The following is a 201-nucleotide window of genomic DNA, read 5'->3' as shown; positions in this document are numbered from 1 at the left end:
AGATGTGTATAAGAGACAGGTATAAGACTGTTTTGACTTACGGTTTTTGAACTTTGGAAATTCCGCATTGCCTTCAAAAAAATTCTTATAAGCCTTTTGTAAGTTCATTTGTGCATTTGCCAAAGCTAAAGAATCTACTTCTTTTAGAAATGGAAATTCGTCTTTATATTTAGCTGGTGTAGGGAACTTTTGCTTTTTAAG

General features: G+C 32.3%; 1 pseudogene. It reads right to left on the bottom strand.

Annotated features, from left to right (window positions below):
• Nucleotides 1-201, bottom strand: a pseudogene (locus DDE80_RS15525) (RNA-guided endonuclease TnpB family protein); the annotation flags it as partial.

It is taken from the genome of Metalysinibacillus jejuensis (genome assembly GCF_003057615.1).
Taxonomy (GTDB): Bacteria; Bacillota; Bacilli; order Bacillales_A; family Planococcaceae; genus Metalysinibacillus; species Metalysinibacillus jejuensis.
Note: the sequence above shows the minus strand (reverse complement) of the source record. Positions and strands in the feature narration are given on the sequence as shown.